Here is a 21,406-nt window from a genome sequence, read left to right on the forward strand (position 1 = left end):
CCCTCAGATCACTCCCTTCTCCCACAGCTCCTTCAGCTTGGGTATCGGGTAGCCGAGCAGCTCGTGGTAGATTCTCAGGTTGTCTGCGCCAAGAGGTCTCCAGACCCACTTGACTCTCGGTGGGGTCTCGCTCATCTTGACTGTCGCACCATGCACCAGCACCTCTCCGAAGATCGGGTCGTCAACCCACCTGAGCGTTCCCCTCTCCCAGAAGTGCTCGGTCTCGTAGACGTCTCTCGCGGACATCACGGGCACTGCTATCAGCCCCGCGTTGTTCAGTATCTCCACGACCTCGCTCCTCGACTTGTCTGCCGCCCACTCCTCGAGGGCCCTGTAGATCTCTATCTGCGCCTCCGGCTTCACCCTCTCCTTGTGGGAGCAGTACTTCTCCCAGAGGTCAGGCCTGCCTATCAGGTAGCAGAGCTCCCTGAAATCCTCGTCCTGGAATGCTGACACCATCACGTATCTGCTCTCAACGCTTATCTGCGGGTTCGGGTGCTCGGGGTCGTCGGTCTTTCCGGTCATGATTATGCCGTGAACTGAGAGCAGGGTGTCCCAGTTGCCCCACCTCTGCCTCACAACTCCAAACCTGCCGTAGAGCGGGAAAGCATAGCCAGTAGCTCTCGTGGAGCAGCTGATCTGGCTCAGGTCGATGAAAGTTCCCTCTCCTGTCTTTCTCCTGTAGTGTGCTGCAGCGAGGACTCCTATCAGGCCTGTAAGGCCGGAGTACCAGTCAATGAGCCAGTTGGTCTGCTTCGTTGGGTGCCCTCCGAAGTCCTCGTGCCACCCTGTGAGGGCAGCAAGTCCACCAACAGCCTGTCCGAGAATGTCGTAGCTTCCTCCGTACCTCCTCGGCCCGTAGTTCCCGAAACCTCCGAGGTAGATGTATATGAGCCTCGGGTTGACCTCTTTCAGCTGCGGGTAGCCGATTCCCCACCTGTAGAATGTTCCCGGCCTGTAGCACTCGGCCATGCTGTCCGAAATCCTTATCAAGTCGTAGTAGAGCTCCTTGGCCTCGGGCGCGTGGTAGTCGAGGGTTATGAAGTACTTGTTGTCGTTCGCGTGCAGGTAACCCATTCCCGTACCGACCTGCGGTCTGTGATCGGTCTCGGGCCACAGGTAGGCCTCGTTGAACGGAGAGGTGTGCCTCATCGGGTCTCCGAGCTTCGGCATCTCTATCTTGATGACCTCAGCCCCGAACTCAGCGAGCGTGGCACCGACGTGCGGGGAGAGGATGTACATTGTCGATGAGATGTGTCTCCAGCCCTTCAGGGCTTCAGGCTTCTCCCAGACCTTCTTGGGATCGAAAACCTTCCTGCAGTACTCCTCGAACGGAATCTTCTCCATGTCCTCCCCTGTTACGGGGTCCCTGTCGAAGGGAGGATCGAAACTCCAGCTGCCGGGAGGATTGGGATCCCAAACCTTCTTGTCCATCACTACCACCTCACTCCCTATACCACGTGGTAACTCCCTCTCTCGCGAGCTTCTTCATCTCCTCAGGCCCAATGCCGAGGTATCTGGCGAAGATCTCTCCGTTGTCAAGCCCGAGCGGCCTGCCGACCCACTTGACCCTTGCAGGAGTCCTGTGCTGGTGTGCGAGCGGGGAGTTGGCGATAAGCACTCTGCCGTAGTGCTCGTCGAACATCTCGATCACGTGTCCTCTGTAGACGAAGTGCTCGTACTCGGCAACCTCATCGATCATGAGAACCGGTGCGGCAGCAACCTCTCTCGCGTTCATCTTCTGCTCGGCCTCGGCCCTCGTGTTGTTGACCAGCCAGTGAGCTGTCACTGTGTACGTCTTGATCAGCCCCTCGAGAGCGTTACGGGCGGCCATCTCCTTGAGGAACGGATCCTCAGCTATGAGCCTCGCTCCCTCGGGATCTTCCTGAGCTATGACCTGCAGGATTCTGTACCAGAGCCTATCAGACTGCCCGCCTATCATCATGTAACCGTCCTTACACGGGTTCCACGCGTACTGGTTGAGGTTGGGATCCCACGCTCCAATCCTGGCCTTTATGCTTCCGTCGTAGGCGTACCAGCTTATGTTGAAGTCCAGAACGTCCATGTACGCCTCAGCTGACGTCACCTCAATGAACTGCCCCCTTCCGCTCACGTTCTCCCTGTAGTAGAGCGCGGCGAGAATGGCAACGGTGCCCCAGACTCCTGCGGTTATGTCTCCAACCCACTCTCCGGATCTGGTGGGGTTACCTCCGTGCTCTCTCGGCAAGAGGTCTGCCGGGAAGCCTGTAGAATGGACGTACTCGCTCATCGAGAGCCCCACGGGGTCGAGCATCCACTGACCGTACTTGGATGTCCTGTCCTTCATCGGCCCCCACTGGCCGATCTGACCGAACCAGGCGTAGATGATCCTCGGATTTATCTTGCTGAGCTGCCTGTATCCGATCTCCCACTCGTCAAAGGTTCCGGGCGGGTAGTTCTCAAGCACGATGTCCGCATGGACAGCAAGCTTCTTGAAAAGCTCCCTCCCCTTCTCGGTTTCGAGGTTGAGGGTTATCGAGTACTCGTTCCTGTGTTCGTGCAGGAATGTGGGGCTAACCTTCTCCCCAGTATATATGTCCTCGAAAGCATACTCCTCTCTTCCAAACGGGTACCAGTACCTCTGAGGATCGCCGGTTATCGGCTCGACCTTTATCACGGTCGCGCCGAGCTCACCGAGGTAGCTTGCAGCAGTAGCTCCAGCGAGCCCCATCACAGTGCAGTCGAGGACTATCAGGCCGTCGAGAGCCCAGGGCTTACCCTGAGCCCGGGTGTAGCTTATGTTCTCCTCAACGAACTTGCCGTAGCTTCCGTCCGGGTCTCTCGGATCCTTCACCCACGGAGCGTACAGCTCCTCCCTCTTCCTCGGCTCGGTGACTGGCCAAGGTCTTGGCAGAAGCGTATCCTCTACGTCATTGATTTCCAGTTCAATATACTTTTCTTCATACTTCTCCTCACCCATTCAGGCACCTCCAGTCCGAATTTCCCTAATTTCCACTATTTTTGATGACAAATTGAATATTAAAATTTAACGATTTTGGTTTACTTTTGCGTAAATTTCGCGTAAATACTCCTGAACTCTTCAATTTTCATCGCCTCTTCTACCTTCCCGGACTCGTAGAGGGCGGTTGCGTAGAGAATCCTCGACTGCCTCGATGGCCTAACCCTGTTAAGTCTCGAGAAATACTCGGCGGCGTCGCTGAATCTTCCGGCCTTCATAGCCGCCATCCCGGCAATGTATAGGGCATCAGCGTTATTCTCAAACAGCAGGTCCTCCAGCACCCCCCTTACCTCCTCGAACCTGCCCTTGTCCGCGAGGATTGACGCAAGCCCTATGATGGCGTCCCTGTCGTCGGGATCGTCGATCTCCAGATGCGCTCTAAGCGCAAATTCCGCCTCGTCGACAAGCCCCATCCTGAGGGCGGTTCTGGCAGCCTCGGTGAGGGGCTTGTCGGGGGGGAGCTCGGAAATCGCGTTCAGATACGCCTTGTCAAGTATCAGCCTGCAGACGTCTCCCTCGGCATAGTAGCCGTGTCCCGGGAAGATTGCCTGTATGCTGAGCATCCGCAGGTATCGCAGCGTCATCAGGTAGTTCCTGATGCTCCCTCCCAGATTTTCGTCGATCACAGGGCTGGTTATTACCGCGTCACCGGAGAATATGACCTCATGCTCCTCAGAGTAGAGCGAGAGGGAGTCGAGCGTGTGCCCGGGGGTGTCGAGGACTCTGAACTCGTAGTCTCCAGCCTTGACGACCTCACCTCCCCCGAGCGGCACGACCTTTATATCTCTGCCCCATCTCTCGATCCTCTTCTGCAGCGCGTCAGCCATTGAGGCGTGCAGGTATACTGTCACGCCATCAAACTCCCTGTAAGCCCTCGCGAGCTCGAACAGCCCGAGAGTGTGGTCGTTGTGGGCGTGCGTGAGGAATATTCCTGAGATCCTCGAGATGTCCGATATCTCGCTCAGCTCGAGAAACGCGGTGTAGTCGTTGCCTGTGTCGACCAAAAACGCCTCGTCGAAGTCAAAAAAGTATATGTTCGACGAGTTCTCGAAGCCCTCGAGAAAGAGGAGTCCGGGAAGTCTCTCAACCTCGCTCCAGCCGTACTCCTCCTCAAACGCGTACATGCTACTCCGCGTATGGCAGCGTGTAGGAGAGCTTCAGCCTGTCCTCCGGCCACACCCTCCTCTCCTTCACCTCGCCCGGATAGACCTCTATCTCCTTGCCGTCCTGAACCACCTTCTCTATGGTCAGCTCAAGGAAGTGCCATGCGGTCAGCTTGTACCTTGCTATGAAGTCGTGGTCGACCACGACAGCCATTCCGGTGAACCTTGACGTCTCCCACTCGAACTCCTCGTTCGGTTCTGCAACAACCTCTCCGGTTGAGCCTGCGTAGATCTTCTCCACCCTGCCCTTCACCTTGGCTCCGGGCTTTATCCCGTAGTCCTCGTAGAGCTCCTTGGGCAGGTAGAACCAGAGAGCCTCCTCGTTCTTTGCCCTCACATACCCCCTGACGAGCATGGGGTCATACCCGCACAGTATCACCCTCATCTTCTCCGGCATGAAATCACCATTATTTATCATCAAAAACGAGTATTTAAGATTTATCTTTTTCCCCTGTTCAAAACGGTTTTAACACGCTATGGGCTTTTCAGGGACATGGATGGAAGAGACGACAACGTCACCTTCACGTACAGTGGAAGAATCGTCAAATGGCAGACTCTCGAGAGGGCTAAGGACTACGAGACGGTCGTGGTGTTTATGGAGATGGAGGGGGTTGAGCACGCGGGCTACCTCATGAGAAAGGGAGATGTGGTTATTGCGAAGGGTGAGGTGGCCAAGGCCGTGAGAGATGCGGGCATAGAGGGTGTTGAGATGGCAGTCGCCCCTCCACTCGACACCAACGCCCTCATAATGCTGAGGGTGAACAGGCCCGTGAAGGACGTTATTGTGGATGTTGTGGACATCGCCTTTGGGTTTTTGAGAGAGAGGGGCTTCATCTGAGAAACTGTTTTAAAGGTCGAAATGCAATAACACTATTAATAATTTCCAGTAAATAATAAATACTTTCCACCCCAAAGTTTTCCGGAATGATGAGCGCAGAGAGCACGGTGAAAAGGGAGTTCCCGGAGTTCGAACCCGTCACGTTCACCGACCGTAAGGGAGACAGAGTGGTGATCAGGAAGTACGAGCACGAAAAGGATAGAGAGAAGCTCGTCCACATGTACGAGACCTTCAGCCCGGACAACAGGTGCCTCGGGCTGCCCCCGTCCACAAGGATAGCAATAGAGCACTGGGTCGACTATCTGGCTGAGAGGGGCTTCGCTCTTGTTGCGGAGATAGACGGAAGGATTGTTGGGCACTGCTCCATAGTCCCCACCGAGGACTGGAAGAGGGTCGATCTCTCAATCTTCGTCCATCAGGACTTTCAGGACAGGGGCATAGGTCAGGCCCTGCTGAGGCACATGATCGAGTATGCGAGAAAAGCTGGTTTTGAGGGCATAATGCTCGTGACCGAGAGGAGCAACGAGAGGGCACTGCACGTTTACAGAAAGCTCGGCTTCATTGTCGTGAACCCCGAGTATGAGTACGATCTGTATCTTCCCCTGAAGTAAAATATAAGAAAGATTATAAATCCAGAGCCTGACGCCATTCTGTGGATGGTCTTTATTCCAAGAGTTACTTCTTGATGCTCGTTATACTAACGGGATTGGTTTCGGGACTCGGTGCAATACTACTCTACACTCTCATAGACCTCGCCAACACGTTCTTTCTCGAAAATCTCGGCAATCTCTATCTCCCGAGCGCCTATGGGGAGGTGAAGATCTTCTCCTTCGAGTTACCTCTGCCGTCGGTTCCTTACTTCATCCTTCCAGCTGTGGGCGGGCTGATCAGCGGTCTGATAGTTTACAGCTTCGCTCCTGAGGCGGAGGGGCATGGAACCGATGCGGTCATAAGGGCGTTCCACAGGGAGAAGGGAATAATCAGACCGAGGGTACCGATCGTCAAGGCGATCGCCACGGCCTTCACAATCGGCAGCGGTGGGAGTGCGGGCAGAGAGGGCCCGGTGGCCCAGATAGGTGCCGGATTCGGCTCGGCAATTGCGCAGGTCCTCAACCTGACGGACAGGGAGAGAAGGCTCCTCCTCGTCTCAGGAATCGCCGGGGGAATTGGCGGAATATTCAGATCCCCCCTCGGCGGTGCGCTGTTTGCGGTTGAGGTTCTCTACAGGAGGGACACCGAGACGGAGGGGCTGATATACGCGTTCATCTCCTCCATAATCTCCTACCTCGTCCTCACCGCGTACCTCTTTCAGTTCCACCACGAGATGCCGGGAAGCATCTTCAGGACCCCTGACGTCAGGATAACGGGTTTTGGGGACGTGATCCTGTTCGCGATAACAGGAGTTGCGTGTGCTGTTGTTGCGGTTGTGTACGTCAAGACGTTTTACTTCGTCCACGACACGTTCAAGAAGTTCAGGATCAAGAACTGGCTGAAGCCCACGATTGGTGGGCTTATAACCGGGATAATCGCGATTGCAGCTCCCCAGACTCTCGGCATGGGGTACGGGTTCGTGCAGCTCGCCCTCAACAACAAGCTCGCTCTCGAGGTAATACTGCTGATAATAGTAGGTAAGATTCTGGCTACCTCGTTTACCGTTGCGAGCGGTGGTAGTGGTGGTGTCTTCGCACCATCCATCGTCATCGGAAGCATGGTTGGCGCCCTGATAGGCCACCTCGCGGGCGTGCTCTTCCCCGGCCACTCTGTGGTTCCAAGCGCGTTCGTGATTGTCGGCATGGGCGCGTTCATCTCCGCCGTTGCCAAGACTCCAATCACGAGCATAATCATGGTTCTCGAGATGAGCGGCGGGTACCAGCTCCTTCCGGCGATAATGACAGCCTCGGCCATATCTTACATCCTCTCTGGTGATGTGAGCATATACCGCGAGCAGGTAGAGACGAGGGCTGACAGCCCGGCCCACAGAAGGGAACTCGTCAAGGACATCCTCGAGGGACTCACGGTAAGGGACGCGATGACAAAGGCGGAGGAGGTGATAACTGTCAGCCCGAACAACTCGCTCGAGGACGTGCTCTACCTCATTCAGAAGACGGGGCACCTCGGCTTCCCCGTAACCGAAGACGGCAGGCTTGTCGGAATAATCACCCTGAGCGACATCACGCGGATTCCTGATGAGAAGAGGAGCGAGCTCAAAGTGGAGGACGTCATGAACCGCAGCGTGATCTCGGTAACTCCGGACGAGAACTTGGAGAATGCGCTGAAAATTTTAATAAAGAATGACATAGGCAGACTTCCCGTGGTGGAGGAGGGGAGGCTGGTTGGCATAATAACGCGCAGCGACATAATGAAGGCTCACGCAAGGGAGCTGGCGAGGCTGGGCATATGAGGTATGTGCTTGCGATGACCGGCGCGTCGGGACAGATTTTCGGAGTCAGGCTGCTCGAGATTTTGAGCGAGAACGGGGCTGAAGTGCATCTTGTGGTCTCGAAGGCGGCCGAAATAACGATGGAGCACGAGCTTGGCAAGAGCGTGGAGGATCTTGAGGGCCATGCATACAGGGTTTATTCCGAGAACGACATCTCCGCAGGACTTGCGAGCGGAACGTTCAGGCACGACGGAATGGCGGTGGTTCCGTGCAGCGTAAAGACTCTGTCCTCAATAGCCTACGGGATAGCGGACAACCTGATTGTCAGGGCTGCGGACGTCACCCTGAAGGAGAGAAGGAGGCTCGTGCTGGCGGTCAGGGAGACCCCGCTGCACATCAACCACATCAGGGCGATGCTTCGTGTCAGCCAGGCGGGAGCGATAGTCATGCCCCCCGTGCCAGCGTTCTACATCCACCCGGAAAAAATTGAGGATATTGTCGATCACTTCGCGTTCAGGGTTGCCGAGGTTCTCGGGATGAGTGTGGACTACAGGAGGTGGAAGTGACTCCACTTCTCCCTCCAGTACTTCTTTATCACCTCAAGCGCCGGCAGCTTCTCCCCGCTCAGGAACCTTATGCTCGCCCCACCGCCTGTTGATATGTGATCCATCCTCTCGTCCAGACCTGCAAGCCTTGCGGCCGAGGAGATGTGCCCCCCTCCGACCACCGAGAACCCAGCCCTCGAAACTGCTTTGAGGATCTCGAAGGTTCCGTAGGCAAACTCCTCCTCCTCGAAGACACCGGCCGGGCCGTTTATCACGGCCACGTCATACTGCTCGATCTCGTGGGAGAACATCCTGACCGTCTCCCTCCCTATGTCCTTTATCGGTGGCTTCTCGTCAAGCCTCTCGAACTCCTCTATGCTCAGGTCAACTCTCCCCTCCTCGCTCTCCACGCCAAAGTCAACCGGGAGCACGATTCTGTCCCTGTACCTCTCCAGAAGCTCCCTCATCTCCTCATCGCTGAGGCCCTCCTTGTTGTCCTCAACCACCTTTTCGTTCTTCTCTCCGAGCTTCACACCCGAGAGCATGAGGAAGTAGTTGGCCACAACTCCTGTCAGGTATACTTTTTCCGCGATTCCGTTCTCCAGAACGTTTTTCATCACCTTGACGGAGTCGCTTATCTTCGCCCCTCCCAGAACGAAGGCTTTCCTCCCGTCACTTCTGAGGGCCGTGCTCAGGGCCGTGATCTCCTTCTCCACGAGCCTGCCCACCACCGCCGGCAGAACAACCGGAAATCCGACGAGGCTTGCGTGAGCTCGGTGGGATGCTGAGAATGCGTCGTTGACGTAGAGGTCGAAGTGCCTCGACAGCTTGGAGACCATGTGGGATCTCGCATGCTCCTCCGGGCTCTTCTTCAGCTCTTCTTCAGAGTAGAAGCGGACGTTTTCGAGGAGTATTATATCTCCCTCCTCCATCTCCTCGATCTTCCTTATCGCGCACGAGGAGAACAGCTCGTCCACATACTCGACATCCCTGTCCAGCAGCCTTGACAGCACCTCAGCGTGCTTGCTCAGGCTCGTGAAGTCCTTCTTACCTGGTCTCGACTGGTGGGCGAGAAGAACGAGCCTGCAGTCCTCGAGCTCCTCGATTGTGGGCACGTGGCTCCTGAACCTCGTGGTGTCCAGAATCTCTGACTCCACTATGGGCGCGTTGATGTCTATCCTCATCAGAACCCTCTTTCCGGAAAAGCTCACGTCATCAAGTGTCGGATAACCGTCAATCATCGCTCAGCCTTTTATCAGGCTGCTTTAAAAAGATTTTGAAATGACATGCGGAATGGAGGCCGGAAAGCCCTAAAATTCCTCCAGAATGGGAACAAAATAAAATAAAAGGGTTACTCCTTCTTAGCGAGAATTATCTCAATAGCGGAGACGTTCGCCTCTCCCTGCTCGCTCTCTACCTTCTCGGTGGAGATCTTGATGTCCTTAACCTCCACATCCGGGAGGAACCTCTTCCTGACGATCTCTGCCACGTCGACAGCCCTGCTTATTGCCCTGCCCCTTGCCTTTACGGCGACCTCCTTAACGCCGCTGTTGAACTGCGTCAGCACGGCCAGAACGTAGTTCATTACCGGCTTGTTTCCGACAAACACAGCATTTTCTGCCATTTCTATCTACCTCCTTGTTTTTTAACTCCCAAAACCAACCACTATATTAACTTTTCCTTGGCCATCAGCTCAGCGTTGAGTATGCTGGCTCCTGCAGCCCCCCTGACCGTGTTGTGACCCATTGCAATGTACTTCACTCCATTCTCCCCGTCCTTCCTGACTCTGCCAACCACAACGCTCATCCCGTTTCCTGCATCCCTGTCAAGCCTTGGCTGCGGCCTGTCCTGCTCCTCTCTAACAACGATGACCTCTTCAGGTGACGTCGGAAGACCCTCTATGGGCTTCAGGGATTTGAACGCCTCGATGACATCATCTACGCTGACATCCCTGTCGAATCTTGCAAAAACCGCCTCTGTGTGTCCATCAATCACGGGAACCCTGTGGCATGAGGCCGACACTCTCAGGCTGGCGAACCTTATCTCGCTTCCCTCAAACCTCCCGAGCAGCTTGAGGGGTTCGCTCTCGACCTTGTCCTCCTCTCCCTTTATGAACGGCAGGATGTTGTCCGTTATTGCTAAAGACGGCACCCCAGGATATCCCGCTCCACTCAGGGCCTGCATCGTCGCGACGTTCACCTCTTTAAGGCCAAGCTCCATGAGCGGCTTGAGTGTGATTACGAGAACGATCGTGGTGCAGTTGGGGTTTGTTACTATGAACCCGTCCCACCCCCTGTTCCTCTTCTGCACCTCGATGAGCCCGAGGTGGTCGGGATTGACCTCGGGAATCACGAGGGGGACGTCGGGCTCCATTCTGAAGGCCGAGGCGTTGCTTGCGACCACGAACCCTTCAGCAGCGAACTTGGCCTCAACCTCCCTCGCAACGTCAGATGGAAGGGCGGAGAAGACGATGTCCGCATCAACCTTCTTCGGATCCATGGGGAGCATTTCAAGGTCTCTCACGCTCTTGGGAACGTCCCGCGAGACTATCCAGTCTACCTCCTCTCCGTATATCTTCCCGACCCTTCTCTCGCTCGCGATGACTGCAGACACGTCAAACCACGGGTGGTTATCGAGGAGCTGGATGAACTTCTGCCCCACCATCCCCGTAGCGCCGAGAATTGCGACCTTGTACCTCATGCCCCCATGGAGGGCGGCTCAATATTTAAAACTTGATGGTCGCGTAGAGCACTGCAGCGGTGAACGAGAGGATCGCGGAGTACGCGAATACGAGGTTGAGGGAAATGTCCGCGATCATTCCGGCTATCGTGTTCCCCACTATTGTCGAGACGCCGAAGACGAAATGGTATGTGCCCATCCCGAACCCGTATGAGATGCTGAGGTCAGATGCGAGTGCCCTCTGCTGCGCCTCGACGACTGACATGTACAGCCCGTATAACACGAAGCCCGCGAGGAGCAGGGGAAGGCTTTCGCCGGCAAACATCGAGAGGGACGCGGCGGTCATGAAAAGGTACCCGAGGGACAGGCTTCTGGTCTTCCCCACCCTCTCCGCAAAAACCCCGAACGGGTACGAGCAGAGAGCATAAACAACGTTGAAGAGGAGGTAGAGGCCTATGGCCTCTTCCACTCCAAGACTTTCGGCCCTGAGCATGAAGAACATGTAGCTGATGTTCGCAAGTCCAACAAAGAACGAGAACACAGCAAACTTCTTCAGCCTGAACGAGATCTCAGGCCTCTTAACCGGCACCGCGGTCTCTCTGACGAACACTAATGGCACGACGGCGAAAAACCCTATAACTGCTGCAAACAGTATCGCGCTGCTGTAGTTCACGCCAGAGTAAACGAGGTACAGGGCGAGCGAGGTGCCGAGGACAGCTCCAAGGGTGTCCATCATCCTGTGGAACCCGAATGCCTTGCCGCTCTTCATTCCTGACTCGGCGAGAAGAGCATCCCTCGGAGAAGTCCTTATTCCCTTCCCCACCCTGTCGAGAGTCACGAACAGCCCGGCGAGTGCGGTTGAGTTCGAGAACGAGAGGGCGAGCTTCGAGATCTGGGAGAGCAGGTAGCCTGAGAAGACTATGTGCTTCCTGTTCCCCACCCTGTCGGAAATATAGCCAGAAACGACCTTCACGAGGTTTCCAAATCCGTCCAGTATCCCTCCGACAATTCCAATTCCCGTGTAACCGGCACCGAACCCTCTGAGAAAGAAGGGCAGTATCGGCAGGATAATCTCGCTGCTCATGTCGTTCAGGAAGCTCACGATCCCGAGCAGGAACACGTTCCTGCCGGTACACCCTTGACTCTCCTTCCTCTCCTCCATCGGCAGGAGAGGGTTTTGAGGAAAGGATTATATATTTTACCGGCCAAATTTGTGTGCCCGCCGGCCATGCGTCCCCTGAGCGGTGATGGGGATTCCACAGAGCGGGCAACAACCTCTCTTTTTCGCACGACTTCTGTGATGGGTGACATGATATTCTGGCAAGTTTGCCTTTTGAAAAGAAAAGTTTAAATTCCGAAATGAAATATTCAAATTCGGTGATTGATATGTCTGAGGAGAAAATTATAGAGGTTCTTAAAAATGCCGGAAAGCCTCTGAAGACAAAGGAGATAGCCGAGCTCGCGGGAATGGACAGCAAGGAGGTCTCGAAGATCATATCAAAGCTGAAGAAGGAGGGCAAGATAACCAGCCCCAAGAGGTGCTACTACTCGGTCTGAACCCTAAGATATTTGGGTATTTTATTATATTTTCAGCCACCACACTTTTTCCATGGATTTCAGGAGCATAATTCCCAAGATGCACGGTGCCACCTCGATATGGCTTGCCGCTATGGTGCTGTCCCTTCCGGAGCTGTCCCCGCTCGAGTTCCTCGCATCGCTTTCTGTCTTCTTTGCCGTGGCTGCGGGGCACAACGTCATCTTCAAGGGCAAGGCCGACAGGTGGGACTATCTGGTTCTGTCAGTTGCATCCGCGCTCATATCCTTCACCGCCTTGCAAAATCCCGTGATCTTCCTATACTCCATACCGCTCCTGCTGTCAGTCGCGTTCAGGAAAGACTTCAGGAAGTACGTGATATTCTCCTCCCTGCTGACTACCATCCCCGCCTCGTACATCTCCAGCGAGGTCGCGTTTCTGCTCTTCGTCTCCTTCTCATTTGCGGGGGTGCTGCTGGCCGACTCCTTCATATACTCCGACCGCAGAACCGGGGTTGTGGGCATAGTCCAGTATGCGCTCATATCCTTTCTGACCGCTAAGGTGATGGTGGTGATGACCTCCCTGCTGATCCTTCCATTCCTCGTGAAAATGAGGCTAAAGACCCTTGGCCTCTATCTGCTCTTCTGCGTTCTCGCCTACTCACTTTCGCTGCTTTTAATTATTTATCATGTATAATCTATATTTTTGGTGACCTAATCTTTTAGGGAAAACCATGATATGAACTGCCATTCTCGTCAGGAACATGAAACTGGAAGGAAAGGTTAGCCAGCACGAAAGCGTGCAGAGGATGTACGAGATCGTTTCTGGACAGGGCGTTTCGAACGTCATAGACAGGTTCAACGCGCAGGAGAAGGGAAGGTGCCCCTACTGCACACAGGGTCTGAGCTGTCAGCTCTGCAGCATGGGGCCGTGCAGAATTGGCCCGGGCAAGGAGTACGGAGCCTGTGGGATTGATGCGGCTGGAATGGTCACGAGGAACTTCGTCCACCTGAACATGCTTGGAACGGAGGCGTACACCTATCACGCGATTGAGGCCGCGAAAACACTCAAGGCGACGGCCGAGGGCAAGACTCCATACGAGATAAAGGATGTTGAGAAGCTGAAGTGGTTCGCTCAGCAGCTCGGAATTGAAGGCGAGGACGTGAAGGAGCTCGCGATAAAGGTGGCGGACTTCGTTATAGCCGACCTGAGCTCACACGAGCCCAGCAAGATAGTGCTTGCCTTCACTCCGGAGAAGAGGAGGGAGGTATGGGAGAAGCTCGGCCTGATACCCAACGGAGTGTTCCAGGAGCTTCTGACAGTCGGCAGCTCGTCGATGACGAACGTTGACTCCAACTACGTGTCCCTTGCGATGAAGAGCATGAGGATGGGGATCGTAACCTGCCTCGGCGCGCAGCTCGTCATAGAGACGATTCAGGACATCCTGTTCGGCACACCGATGCCCCATGAGGCCTATGCAGACTTCGGCGTTGTTGATCCTGAGTACGTGAACATAGCAGTCAACGGCCACGAGCCCTTCGTCGGCATGGCCCTCATAAAGCTGGCCGAGAGGGAGGACATTCAGGAGAGGGCAAGGCAGGCCGGAGCCAAGGGCCTCAGAATCGTCGGGTTCATCGAGACAGGACAGGAGATCCTCCAGAGGGTCTCGAGCCCTGTCTTTGTAGGACTTGTAGGCAACTGGATAGTTCAGGAGTACGTGCTGGCGATGGGAGGGATCGACATCTTTGCTGCTGACATGAACTGCACCCTCCCGAGCCTCCCACTCTACCAGAAGTACGGTGTCAAGATCGTGCCTGTCAGCAAGCTCGTCAGGTTAAGGGGAATCAACGAGGGACTCGACTACGAGCCGGAGAAGGCAGAGGAGATCGCGATGAAACTCATTAACATGGCCATAGAGAACTTCAAGGAGAGGAAGAAGAACGTCGAGCCGATAAGGGTCGAGAACAAGAAGAAGATCACCGTCGGCTTCTCACCCGAAGCGATCCTAAAGGCCCTGAACAACGACCTGAACGTGCTGTTCGACGCGCTGAAGAGCGGCAGCATCAAGGGAATCGCAGCGCTCGTCAGCTGCACCACCCTCAAGAACGGCCCGCACGACACGCACTCGGTCACAATAGCCAAGGAGCTGATCAAGAGGGACATACTCGTCCTCTCGATGGGTTGCGGAAACGCGGCGATGCAGCAGGCTGGCTTGACGAGCATGGAGGCAGTTGACCTTGCGGGAGAGAACCTGAAGCAGGTCTGCAAGGCCCTCGGAATTCCGCCTGTGCTGAGCTTCGGAACCTGCACCGACACTGGAAGAGCAGCGTACCTGCTCAAGGTGATTGCCGAGGCTCTTGGAGTTGACATTCCCGATTTGCCGGTAGTTGCAACGGCTCCGGAGTACATGGAGCAGAAGGCCACAATCGACGCGATATTCGCAGTTGCCTACGGCCTGACCGTGCACGTCTCTCCGATACCGCCGATAACCGGCAGCGAGGATGCGGTCAGGCTCTTCACCGAGGACGTGGAGGAGCTCACGGGCGGTAAGGTGATGGTCGAGGAGGATCCGGTTAAGGCGGCTGAGAAGCTGGAGCAGGTCATCATCGAGAAGAGGAAGAAGCTCGGACTCTAAGGAAGAAAGCCGTAGATGTCCGAGATGTGTTTGAGCAAGAGCCTCTCAACCTTTTTTATTTTGAACCTTGGTATCTCGTTTCCAATCGGGCAGAAGTCGTGGACTGTCGCCCTTCTCGTCTCAACGTCGTAGACGACCGGGTAAAGTCTGCAGCCCAACGGCCTGTGCTCGTAAATCTCGCACTTGCAGTCCTTCAGAAAGTAGCACGACCCGTCCACATTCCTGAGAACCCTGATCCCATCCGCCTCCACGCTGAAGTCCTCTCTGCTGTAGCCAAGCTTTTCTATTCTCCTGATGTCCCTCTCGCTCAGCTGCATCTCGGTGTCCTTGCAGCACTCACAGCAGCCGATCTCGGTGCACCTCAGTCTTACCTCCATCTCAACCCCTTCAGAAAGTCCTGAAGGCTCTCCCCTGAGCTCTTGGCAATCCTCTCGAGAATCTTGTACGTGTTTGTGGAGTACTGGATCGCCTTCTTCCCCCTGTAAGCAACTTCCCTCGGGATGTACCTGCTCGCCACCTCCCTGAGGAAGTACTTCCTCACAACTCCTCCCTCACCCCTGTAGACCTTGAGGCTCGGCGGGATCGAGAGCGCGGTCTCGATCACGTCGAAGTGGAGGTAAGGTGCTATGAGCCTGATCTCGTTCACGTAAGACAGCTTGTGATCCCTTACGAGGTTGTTCACACCCAGATTTCTCACGTCCTCTTCTATCGCCCTCTCCAGATTCTTTCCGATCATGTTCTCGTACCTCTTGTACCCTCCGAAGAGCTCGTCTGCACCCTGGCCGAATATTATCTCGTCAAAGCCCATCCTCTTCGCATGACTCATCGCGAGGTATATCGGAACCGCGATGGACACCTGAAGGGGGTTGGTGTTCTCTATAGCCCTCACAACGTCCACGAGGACCTTTCTGACCACTTCCTCATCGAACCTAAGAATCTCGACCTCCCTGCCGAGGAGTCTTGCAGTCTCTCTTATCCTCTCCTCCTCCGCCTTCGAGGCGGTGACACTGATCAGCGGAACGTCGTAGAAGTGTGTGAGGAATGAGGAGTCCACGCCACCGGAGAAGCTTATGCAGGCGTTTTTAACCCGAACCTTCTCGAGAGACGAGACTATCCTCTCCTCCGCCTCTTTCTCGTCGAACTCCATCCTCTCAAAGACGTCATCGACGCTGAATATCTCCTGCCTTATTATCTCCCCATCGTAGCCTACCTCCACATACTCTCCCGGCAGAACCTCCCGGTGGTTGGGAACGAACCTTTTGAAGGACGATATCTGGAGGTCTGAGTTGTAGTAGAGGGGCTTTGAGCCGAGCACGTCTTTCGAGAGCACAACCCTGTCAGATCTGAAGGAGACTGCATAGAACAGAGACCTCACGTCCTTGGGCAATAGACTCTCGGGCCTGCTCTCCACTCCCTCGAAGAACGTCAGCCCCTCCTGACGGGAGGGGTACCTGAGCTCAACGTCCACGCTCCTTATCCTGCTGCCGTCCAGCACGGGTGTGGCAGTGAGAGACATCGCTCATACTCCTTACGAACACATTTTTAAAATTTGGGGACTTGGCTGGAAGGAGCATGCACAACAGAAATTTTCCACTTCCGAAATGTCATGTGACTCTGTTCTTTCCTTTCTCCTCTTACGACCCCAGTTTCAGGAGGTTCGCGATTTCCACATGAAGCGAAGGTGGGGGTGGGTGTTTGGGAGAGGGCATAGTTCACAACCTCGTGAATTTTCGAAAGGTATTTAAGACAAAAATCCTGATTTTTCGTTGAAAATAAGGGGGAGGGTTGCCCATGGAGAAGAAAATCAGAGTTCTTGTCGCGAAACCGGGTTTGGACGGTCACGATCGCGGTGCAAAGGTTATTGCGAGGGCGCTGAGGGACGCGGGTTTTGAGGTGATATACACGGGCATAAGGAGGACACCTGCCGAAATCGCCGAAACCGCCCTGCAGGAGGACGTGGATGTCGTTGGTCTGAGCATTCTGAGCGGTGCTCACCTCGAACTCGTCCCGCTGATCATGGACGAGCTCAGAAAGAGGGGGCTCGAGCCCAACAGAGATCTGATAGTCATCGTGGGTGGGATAATTCCGCCCGAGGACATTCCCAAGCTGAAGGAGATGGGCGTGGCTGAGGTTTTCGTCCCCGGAACGCCCATGTACGAGATTATCGATTTCATAAAGAATAGCGTCGGTGAGAAGGTGGTAGCATGATGAAGAAGATCGATCATATTGGTATAGCGGTTAAGAGCCTGGATGAGGCCGTTGAGCTCTACAAGAAGCTCGGATTTGAGGTTAAGGAGATCGAGGAGGTAGAGGAGCAGAAGGTGAAGGTGGCAATGCTGCCCGTTGGCGAGAGCAAGATCGAGCTCCTTGAAGCAACATCACCTGAAAGCGCGATCGCCAAGTTCATTGAGAAGAGGGGAGAGGGGATACACCACATTGCCGTGAACGTGGAGAACATTGAGGAGGCTCTTGAGAATGCCAAGAAGAATGGCCTTCAGCTGATTGACGAGAAGCCGAGGATCGGTGCGGGTGGAAAGAAGGTGGCCTTCATCCACCCCAAGAGCACCAAGGGTGTTCTGCTGGAGTTCGTGGAGGGATAGCCTTGAGGAAGGAGCTTCTCGACGAACTCTACAGGAGGAAGGAGAAGATAAAGCAGATGGGCGGGGAGGAGAGGATAAAGAAGCAGCACGATGCGGGAAAGCTGACTGCGAGAGAGAGGATCGAGCTCCTCCTCGACCCCGGAAGCTTCGTCGAGATAAACCCGTTTGTTGAGAAGAGGAACACGGACTTTGGCCTCGACAAGGTCGAGCTTCCGGCCGATGGTGTTGTTACCGGCTACGGAACCATAGACGGGAGACCGATCGCGGTTTTTGCTCAGGATTTCACGGTGATGGGCGGCAGCCTCGGAGAGATGCACGGCTACAAGATCGCCTACCTCCTCGACTTTGCAATGAAGGTCGGAATCCCGGTGATCGGGCTTAACGACTCCGGTGGTGCGAGGATTCAGGAGGGTGTTGACGCGCTGAAGGGCTATGGAGACATCTTCTACAGGAACACGCTCGCAAGCGGTGTTATACCGCAGATCAGCGTCATTCTCGGCCCGTGTGCCGGTGGAGCGGTCTACAGCCCGGCCATTGGAGATTTCATAGTGATGACCAAGAACAAGGGCTGCTACATGTTCATAACCGGGCCGAACGTCATAAAGACCGTGACGGGTGAGGAAGTCACTCCTCAGGAGCTTGGAGGCTGGGAAGCTCACGCGATGAAGAGCGGAAACGCCCACCTTGTCGCTGAGGATGATGAGTCTGCGATGAGGCTTGTAAGAAAGCTCATCAGCTTTTTACCGCTGAACAACCTTGAGGATCCCCCGCAGGTTGATACTGGCGATAACCCGGCGAGGACGACGCCCGAGATCTACGACATCATCCCGGACGACCCCAACAAGCCCTACGATGTCAGGGATGTGATAAGAGCGGTTGTCGACAATGGAGATTTCTTCGAGATACACGAGTACTTCGCACCCAACGCCGTTGTCGGCTTCGCGAGGATGGATGGGAGGACAGTGGGAATAGTGGCAAACAACCCCAAGTTCTATGCCGGAACGCTTGACGTGAACAGCAGCGATAAGATTGCGAGGTTCGTCAGGTTCTGCGACGCGTTCAACATCCCCGTCCTGACATTCGTTGACGTGCCCGGCTACCTGCCGGGAGTGCAGCAGGAGTATGGAGGGATCATAAGGCACGGGGCCAAGGTTCTGTACGCTTACAGCGAGGCCACAGTTCCGCTCGTCACGATAATCCTGAGGAAGGCCTACGGAGGAGCTTACCTCGCCATGGGGAGCAAGCACCTTGGCGCTGACGTGGTCTACGCCTACCCAACGGCAGAGATAGCCGTGATGGGGCCGGAAGGAGCGGCGGAGATCGTCTTCAGGAAGGAGATTGCCAAGGCTGACGATCCGGAGAAGGTCAGGCAGGAGAAGATACAGGAGTACAGGGAGAGGTTCGCCAACCCGTACAGGGCGGCGGCGAGGGGATACATAGACGACGTTATCGACCCCAAGTTCACGAGGGTCAAGGTGATCTCTGCCCTCAGAGTTCTCGAGACGAAGAGGGAGAAGCTCCCACCGAAGAAGCACGGGAACATACCCCTGTGAGGTGGTATTATGGGTCTGAATCCAGACGAGTTTGTTGCGGCCGTGATGGCGATCCACAAGTACCTCGAGGAGCACTCGGAGAAGCCCATCGAGATAAAGAGAGACCTCAGCTACTGGAAGATCGTCTCGAGGGTGCCGGGGTGGTAGAATGGTCAGGTACTCCGTCATAGTCAACGGCAAGAGGTTCGATGTTGAGGTGGAGGAGCTTTCCTCCAACAGATTTAAGGTCGTTGTGAACGGGAAGGAAGAGGAGATAGAGCTTTTCGAGGAGAGGAGAGCTGTAGAGGCCAAGGAAAAGGTCGAAGCGCCAGTCTCCGCAGGAAAGGCCGAGGGTGGAGAGGTCAAGGCGGAGATGTCCGGCAGCGTTGTGAGGATCCTCGTGAAAGAGGGCGAGGCGGTGAAGAAGGGGCAGCCCGTTCTGATCCTCGAGGCAATGAAGATGGAGAATGAGGTCGTCTCTCCAGCTGATGGAATCGTGGAGAGCATTGAGGTGAGGGAGGGAGACAAGGTTCAGGCTGGAGACGTGCTGATCAGGATAAGGGCCGAAGGTGGAGGCTCACCAGCCGAGAAGCCCAAGGCGGTTGAGGGTGACGGAACGCAGGTCAAGGCTGAGATGGCGGGAACGATCGTCAGGATCGTCAAGAAGGAGGGCGAGGCCGTAAAGTCCGGAGAGGCGGTCGTGATCCTCGAGGCGATGAAGATGGAGAACGAGATCTCCTCGCCGGTGGACGGTGTGGTTTCTAAGGTTTACGTCAAGGAGGGTGATAAGGTTCAGGCCGGAGACGTTCTGTTCTCCGTGTCTTGAGGAGGTGTTTTTATGAACAAGAGAGAGTGGGAGGAGAAGTACGTAAAGCCCCTGCTTGAGAAGGCTCCCGAAAGGAAGAGGGAGTTCAAGACGGCAAGCGGCTTTGTTGTTGACAGGCTCTACACTCCCGAGGACGTTCAGGTGGATTATGATTCAAAGCTCGGGTATCCGGGCGTGTACCCGTTCACGAGGGGAGTCTATCCAACAATGTACCGAGGAAGACTCTGGACGATGAGGCAGTACGCCGGCTTCGGAACTGCCGAGGAAACTAACAAAAGGTACAAGTTCTTGCTCGAGCAGGGACAGACCGGTCTCAGCGTCGCGTTCGATCTACCAACCCAGATTGGCTACGACTCCGATCACCCCATGGCCCTCGGAGAGGTAGGGAAGGTCGGAGTTGCGATAGACACCATAGAGGACATGCAGATCCTCTTCGACGGAATCCCACTCGACAAGGTGTCAACATCAATGACAATCAACTCCACCGCCGCGCAGATCTTGAGCATGTATGTTGCCGTTGCTGAGTCGCAGGGGGTTGACAGGAAGGTTCTCAGGGGGACGGTGCAGAACGACATGCTGAAGGAGTACATCGCGAGGGGAACCTACATCTTCCCTCCAGAGCCGAGCCTGAGGCTCGCGACGGACATAATCATGTTCTGCGCCAAGGAGATCCCCAAGTGGAACTCGATAAGCATTTCAGGTTACCACATGGAGGAAGCTGGAGCAACCCCGGTTCAGGAGGTCGCCTTCACTCTTGCAGACGGAATAGAGTACGTGCAGAGGGTCATCGACAGGGGGATGAACGTTGACGAGTTCGCTCCGAGACTCAGCTTCTTCTTCGCCGCAGGGAACAACCTCCTTGAGGAGGTGGCGAAGTTCAGGGCTGCAAGGAGGCTCTGGGCAAGGATAATGAAAGAGAGGTTCGGGGCGAAGAACCCGAGGTCCATGATGCTCAGGTTCCACGTTCAGACGGCGGGCTGCACCCTCACGGCCCAGCAGCCGGAGAACAACATAATCAGGGTCACCCTTCAGGCTCTCGCGGCAGTCCTTGGTGGTACGCAGAGCCTGCACACAAACAGCTACGACGAGGCCCTAAGCCTGCCGACCGAGAAGGCCGTTAGAATCGCCCTCAGGACGCAGCAGATCATCGCGGAGGAGAGCGGTGTGGCTGACGTCATAGACCCGCTTGGCGGAGCGTACTACGTTGAGTGGCTCACCGACAGGATAGAGGAGGAGGCGATGAAGTATATCGAGAAGATCGACGAGATGGGAGGAGTGATAAGGGCGATCGAGAGCGGATACATCCAGAGGGAGATACAGAGATCTGCGTACGAGAAGCAGAAGGCTATTGACGAGGGCGAGCTTGTGGTGGTCGGTGTCAACAAGTACAGGATAGAGGAGGAGCTCAACGTCGAGATCCTCAGGATCGATCAGGAGATGGTCAGGAAGCAGATAGAGAGGCTCAAGAGGTTCAGGGAGAGCAGGGACAGGAGCAAGGTTGAACAAGCTCTCGAGAGGCTCAAGAAGGCTGCAGAGAACCCGGACGAGAACCTAATGCCGTACATCCTCGAGGCGGTGAAGGCTAAGGCGACGCTGGGCGAGATGACCGATGCGCTGAGAGAGGTCTTTGGAGAGTACAGAGCTCCGCAAATCTTTTAAGTCCCTCTTTTTTACCC

The 21,406-nt window shown here is 55.3% G+C and carries 23 protein-coding genes; 13 read left to right on the top strand and 10 right to left on the bottom strand.

Features of this window, described 5'->3' with window-relative positions:
* Nucleotides 1-3: 3 nt before the first annotated feature.
* The 4 genes from GAH_RS07730 to GAH_RS07745 form a co-directional block, all read right to left on the bottom strand.
* A complete protein-coding gene (locus GAH_RS07730) occupies nucleotides 4-1,434 on the bottom strand; it encodes a CaiB/BaiF CoA transferase family protein (RefSeq protein WP_048095920.1) in 1,431 nt (476 codons plus the stop codon).
* A 10-nt stretch (nucleotides 1,435-1,444) separates the two neighbouring features.
* Nucleotides 1,445-2,959, bottom strand: coding sequence for a CaiB/BaiF CoA transferase family protein (locus tag GAH_RS07735; RefSeq protein WP_048095922.1), 1,515 nt, complete (start codon nucleotides 2,957-2,959; stop codon nucleotides 1,445-1,447).
* 80 nt (nucleotides 2,960-3,039) lie between these two features.
* The gene (locus GAH_RS07740; protein WP_048095924.1) at nucleotides 3,040-4,122 is read right to left on the bottom strand and encodes an MBL fold metallo-hydrolase; all 1,083 of its coding nucleotides are present in this window, start codon (nucleotides 4,120-4,122) and stop codon (nucleotides 3,040-3,042) included.
* A gap of 1 nt (nucleotide 4,123) precedes the next feature.
* Nucleotides 4,124-4,558 (bottom strand): hypothetical protein, encoded by a 435-nt coding sequence (locus GAH_RS07745; protein ID WP_048095926.1) that lies wholly within the window; start codon nucleotides 4,556-4,558, stop codon nucleotides 4,124-4,126.
* Nucleotides 4,559-4,654: 96 nt separating this feature from the next.
* On the opposite strand from GAH_RS07745, the gene GAH_RS07750 reads away from it, so the two are divergent.
* The 4 genes from GAH_RS07750 (at nucleotide 4,655) to GAH_RS07765 (ending at nucleotide 7,945) form a co-directional block, all read left to right on the top strand.
* Entirely contained in the window at nucleotides 4,655-4,999 is a 345-nt protein-coding gene (locus GAH_RS07750) for a hypothetical protein (RefSeq protein ID WP_048095928.1), read from the top strand.
* Nucleotides 5,000-5,085: 86 nt separating this feature from the next.
* Nucleotides 5,086-5,610, top strand: a complete 525-nt coding sequence (locus tag GAH_RS07755; RefSeq protein ID WP_156967432.1) for a GNAT family N-acetyltransferase — start codon at nucleotides 5,086-5,088, stop codon at nucleotides 5,608-5,610.
* 41 nt (nucleotides 5,611-5,651) lie between these two features.
* A complete protein-coding gene (locus GAH_RS07760; RefSeq protein ID WP_245604004.1) occupies nucleotides 5,652-7,400 on the top strand; it encodes a chloride channel protein in 1,749 nt (582 codons plus the stop codon).
* Nucleotides 7,397-7,945 (top strand): UbiX family flavin prenyltransferase, encoded by a 549-nt coding sequence (locus tag GAH_RS07765; RefSeq protein WP_048095932.1) that lies wholly within the window; start codon nucleotides 7,397-7,399, stop codon nucleotides 7,943-7,945. The genes GAH_RS07760 and GAH_RS07765 overlap by 4 nt, the downstream gene beginning before the upstream one ends.
* Here the strand turns inward: GAH_RS07765 and GAH_RS07770 are convergent.
* From GAH_RS07770 to GAH_RS07785, 4 genes are all read right to left on the bottom strand, one after another.
* On the bottom strand, nucleotides 7,927-9,165 hold the full coding sequence (locus GAH_RS07770; RefSeq protein ID WP_048095934.1) for a phosphoglycerate kinase: 1,239 nt from the start codon (nucleotides 9,163-9,165) through the stop codon (nucleotides 7,927-7,929). The two genes, GAH_RS07765 and GAH_RS07770, sit on opposite strands and share 19 nt — an antisense overlap.
* 110 nt (nucleotides 9,166-9,275) lie before the next feature.
* Nucleotides 9,276-9,548, bottom strand: coding sequence for a DNA-binding protein Alba (gene albA / locus GAH_RS07775; protein ID WP_048095936.1), 273 nt, complete (start codon nucleotides 9,546-9,548; stop codon nucleotides 9,276-9,278).
* 41 nt (nucleotides 9,549-9,589) lie between these two features.
* Complete coding sequence (asd, locus tag GAH_RS07780; protein WP_048095938.1) at nucleotides 9,590-10,624, bottom strand: aspartate-semialdehyde dehydrogenase; 1,035 nt, start codon at nucleotides 10,622-10,624, stop codon at nucleotides 9,590-9,592.
* A gap of 25 nt (nucleotides 10,625-10,649) precedes the next feature.
* On the bottom strand, nucleotides 10,650-11,765 hold the full coding sequence (locus GAH_RS07785; RefSeq protein WP_048095940.1) for an MFS transporter: 1,116 nt from the start codon (nucleotides 11,763-11,765) through the stop codon (nucleotides 10,650-10,652).
* A gap of 224 nt (nucleotides 11,766-11,989) precedes the next feature.
* On the opposite strand from GAH_RS07785, the gene GAH_RS10565 reads away from it, so the two are divergent.
* From GAH_RS10565 to cooS, 3 genes are all read left to right on the top strand, one after another.
* A complete protein-coding gene (locus tag GAH_RS10565) occupies nucleotides 11,990-12,160 on the top strand; it encodes a winged helix-turn-helix transcriptional regulator (RefSeq protein ID WP_084632350.1) in 171 nt (56 codons plus the stop codon).
* A 52-nt stretch (nucleotides 12,161-12,212) separates the two neighbouring features.
* The gene (locus GAH_RS07790; RefSeq protein WP_048095942.1) at nucleotides 12,213-12,833 is read left to right on the top strand and encodes a hypothetical protein; all 621 of its coding nucleotides are present in this window, start codon (nucleotides 12,213-12,215) and stop codon (nucleotides 12,831-12,833) included.
* Between the two features lie 67 nt (nucleotides 12,834-12,900).
* Nucleotides 12,901-14,772: an anaerobic carbon-monoxide dehydrogenase catalytic subunit gene (gene cooS, locus GAH_RS07795; protein ID WP_048095943.1), complete on the top strand. Its 1,872-nt coding sequence runs from the start codon at nucleotides 12,901-12,903 to the stop codon at nucleotides 14,770-14,772.
* On the opposite strand, the gene GAH_RS07800 is transcribed toward cooS, so the two are convergent.
* Together GAH_RS07800 and GAH_RS07805 are read right to left on the bottom strand one after the other, a co-directional pair.
* Nucleotides 14,769-15,149 (bottom strand): YkgJ family cysteine cluster protein, encoded by a 381-nt coding sequence (locus tag GAH_RS07800; protein WP_048095944.1) that lies wholly within the window; start codon nucleotides 15,147-15,149, stop codon nucleotides 14,769-14,771. The two genes, cooS and GAH_RS07800, sit on opposite strands and share 4 nt — an antisense overlap.
* A complete protein-coding gene (locus GAH_RS07805) occupies nucleotides 15,140-16,288 on the bottom strand; it encodes an asparagine synthase C-terminal domain-containing protein (RefSeq protein WP_048095945.1) in 1,149 nt (382 codons plus the stop codon). The genes GAH_RS07800 and GAH_RS07805 overlap by 10 nt, the downstream gene beginning before the upstream one ends.
* A gap of 275 nt (nucleotides 16,289-16,563) precedes the next feature.
* Between GAH_RS07805 and GAH_RS07810 the strand changes: the two genes are divergently transcribed.
* From GAH_RS07810 to GAH_RS07835, 6 genes are read left to right on the top strand one after another with little or no spacing between them, the layout of a single operon-like run.
* Nucleotides 16,564-16,980, top strand: coding sequence for a cobalamin B12-binding domain-containing protein (locus tag GAH_RS07810; protein WP_048095947.1), 417 nt, complete (start codon nucleotides 16,564-16,566; stop codon nucleotides 16,978-16,980).
* A complete protein-coding gene (gene mce / locus GAH_RS07815; RefSeq protein WP_048095948.1) occupies nucleotides 16,977-17,372 on the top strand; it encodes a methylmalonyl-CoA epimerase in 396 nt (131 codons plus the stop codon). Before GAH_RS07810 ends, mce begins: the two co-directional genes overlap by 4 nt.
* A gap of 56 nt (nucleotides 17,373-17,428) precedes the next feature.
* Nucleotides 17,429-18,925 (top strand): carboxyl transferase domain-containing protein, encoded by a 1,497-nt coding sequence (locus GAH_RS07820; RefSeq protein ID WP_048096835.1) that lies wholly within the window; start codon nucleotides 17,429-17,431, stop codon nucleotides 18,923-18,925.
* Nucleotides 18,926-18,934: 9 nt separating this feature from the next.
* The gene (locus GAH_RS10730; protein ID WP_156967433.1) at nucleotides 18,935-19,072 is read left to right on the top strand and encodes a hypothetical protein; all 138 of its coding nucleotides are present in this window, start codon (nucleotides 18,935-18,937) and stop codon (nucleotides 19,070-19,072) included.
* Between the two features lies 1 nt (nucleotide 19,073).
* Complete coding sequence (locus GAH_RS10905) at nucleotides 19,074-19,730, top strand: biotin/lipoyl-containing protein (RefSeq protein ID WP_052747817.1); 657 nt, start codon at nucleotides 19,074-19,076, stop codon at nucleotides 19,728-19,730.
* 12 nt (nucleotides 19,731-19,742) lie between these two features.
* The gene (locus GAH_RS07835) at nucleotides 19,743-21,389 is read left to right on the top strand and encodes an acyl-CoA mutase large subunit family protein (RefSeq protein WP_048095949.1); all 1,647 of its coding nucleotides are present in this window, start codon (nucleotides 19,743-19,745) and stop codon (nucleotides 21,387-21,389) included.
* Nucleotides 21,390-21,406: the final 17 nt, after the last annotated feature.

The organism is Geoglobus ahangari, assembly GCF_001006045.1.
Classification (GTDB): Archaea; Halobacteriota; Archaeoglobi; order Archaeoglobales; family Archaeoglobaceae; genus Geoglobus; species Geoglobus ahangari.